This window comes from Cellvibrio sp., from assembly GCF_053579595.1.
Genome location: NZ_JBRFPI010000518.1, coordinates 1 through 2,454, shown reverse-complemented (window position 1 = coordinate 2,454; position 2,454 = coordinate 1). Strand labels below are relative to the sequence as shown.

General features: G+C 48.5%; 1 protein-coding gene. It reads right to left on the bottom strand.

From position 1 onward, the window contains the following. Positions 1-2,454, bottom strand: a 2,454-nt coding sequence (gene metH, locus ACWA6V_RS20590; RefSeq protein ID WP_449524240.1) for a methionine synthase, incomplete at both ends; no start/stop codon positions are given.

The following is a 2,454-nucleotide window of genomic DNA, read 5'->3' as shown; positions in this document are numbered from 1 at the left end:
GTTTTTTCGGTGTGATCCGGGCAGGCGGGATAACCGGGAGCAGGGCGGATGCCTTTGTATTGTTCTTTGATTAAATCTTCGTTCGACAGATTTTCATCGCGGTCGTAGCCCCAGAATTCTTTGCGCACACGTTGATGCATGTGTTCAGCGAAAGCTTCGGCTAAACGGTCGGCGAGGGCTTTTACCATGATGCTGTTGTAGTCATCGCCTGCATCCTGATATTGCTTGGCGAGTTCTTCTGCGCCTATGCCGGTAGTGACCGCAAAGCCGCCGATGTAATCCTGTTTTCCAGTTTCTTTGGGTGCAACAAAATCCGCGAGTGAATAATGTGGGCGCGATTCCATGCCTTGTTTTAAGTGCTGTTGGCGGATGTGGTGCAAAGTATTGATTTGTTTTCCATCCGCATCATATACGGCGATGTCATCGCTGTTGACCGTATTCGCTGGCCAGAAGCCGATCACGCCGTTGGCTTTGATAAGTCTTTCATCGATCAATTTACGCAGCATCTGTTGTGCATCGGAAAATAAATTGCGTGCGGCTTCCCCGACGATTTCATCTTCCAGAATTTTTGGATATTTTCCGGCGAGATCCCAGCTGATAAAGAAAGGTGTCCAGTCGATAAAATCAACCAATGTATTTAAATCGTAATCTTCAAATACTTTTACGCCGGTAAATGCAGGGGCGGGAGGGGTGTAATTAGCCCAATCCAGTTTTAAACCTTTGGCGATAGCTTCGGGGTAGGAGCGTACTGTGCCGCGTGGTTTGCGGTTGGCGTTGCGTTCGCGTACGTCTATATATTCTTGCTTGAGTTCTTCCACAAATTTGGGGCGCAATTCGTCGGACAGTAGTGTGCTGGCGACACCTACGGCGCGCGAGGCATCTGCAACGTAGACCACTTGATTGAGTTTAAACACCGGATCAATTTTTACCGCGGTGTGTGCTTTGGATGTGGTGGCGCCACCGATCATCAAGGGTTTGTTAATACCGCGGCGTTCCATTTCGCGGCCGACAAATACCATTTCATCCAGCGATGGTGTGATCAAACCCGAGAGTCCGATAATGTCGCAGTTTTGTTCAATGGCGGTGTCGATAATTTTATCGCAGGGCACCATTACCCCCAGGTCAACCACTTCAAAGTTATTGCACTGCAATACCACGCCGACAATATTTTTGCCGATGTCATGCACATCGCCCTTTACGGTGGCCATCAAAATTTTGCCGTTTGGTTTTGAGGCTTCGGTTTTCTCGGCTTCAATAAACGGTTGCAAATAGGCTACTGATTGTTTCATTACGCGCGCGGATTTAACTACTTGCGGTAAAAACATTTTACCTGCACCAAATAAATCACCCACCACATTCATACCGTCCATGAGTGGGCCTTCGATCACATCGAGTGGGCGAGGATAGTGTTGGCGCGCTTCTTCGGTATCTTCAACGATGTGGGTTGAAATACCTTTTACCAGCGAGTGTTCAATCCGTTTTGCAATCGGCAGTGAGCGCCATTCGGCGTCTTCTTTCACTTCGCCGGTAGAGCCATCACCGCGATATTTTTCAGCGATATCGAGCAGTGCTTCGGTGCCGCCGCTGTGACGGTTGAGGATTACATCTTCAACTTTGTCTTTTAATTCTTGCGGCAAATCGTCATACACCGCCAATTGGCTGGCGTTAACGATACCCATATTCATACCGGCTTTAATCGCGTGGTACAAAAATACCGAGTGGATTGCTTCACGCACCGGGTTGTTGCCACGGAAGGAGAAGGACACGTTGGATACGCCGCCGCTGACGCCAGCGTGAGGCAGGTTGGTGCGAATCCAGCGTGTGGCTTCAATGAAATCTACCGCGTAATTGTTGTGTTCTTCAATACCGGTGGCGACCGCAAAAATGTTCGGGTCGAAAATAATATCTTCCGGTGGAAAATCCAGTTTATCGACAAGCGTGCGATAAGAGCGCTCACAAATTTCTTTTTTGCGCGCCATGGTATCGGCTTGGCCGGTTTCATCAAATGCCATTACGACTACAGCGGCACCGTAGCGCATGCAGAGTTTGGCTTTTTGTAAAAACTCTTCTTCGCCTTCTTTCAGGCTGATGGAGTTTACAATCGGTTTGCCTTGAATACATTTCAATCCGGCTTCGATGACATCCCACTTGGATGAGTCCACCATAATCGGTACACGGGCGATATCCGGCTCGCCAGCAATTAAATTCAAAAAACGCACCATAGCTTTTTCAGCATCGAGCATGCCTTCATCCATGTTGATGTCGATTACTTGCGCACCGTTTTCCACTTGCTCCAGCGCCACTTCGAGAGCGGTGGAATAATCTTCTTCCACAATTAATTTTTTGAAGCGTGCAGAACCGGTAACGTTGCAGCGTTCGCCAACGTTCACGAATAATGAATCTTTAGTAATGTTGAAGGGTTCCAAACCGGACAGGCGACATGCAGGTTCGATT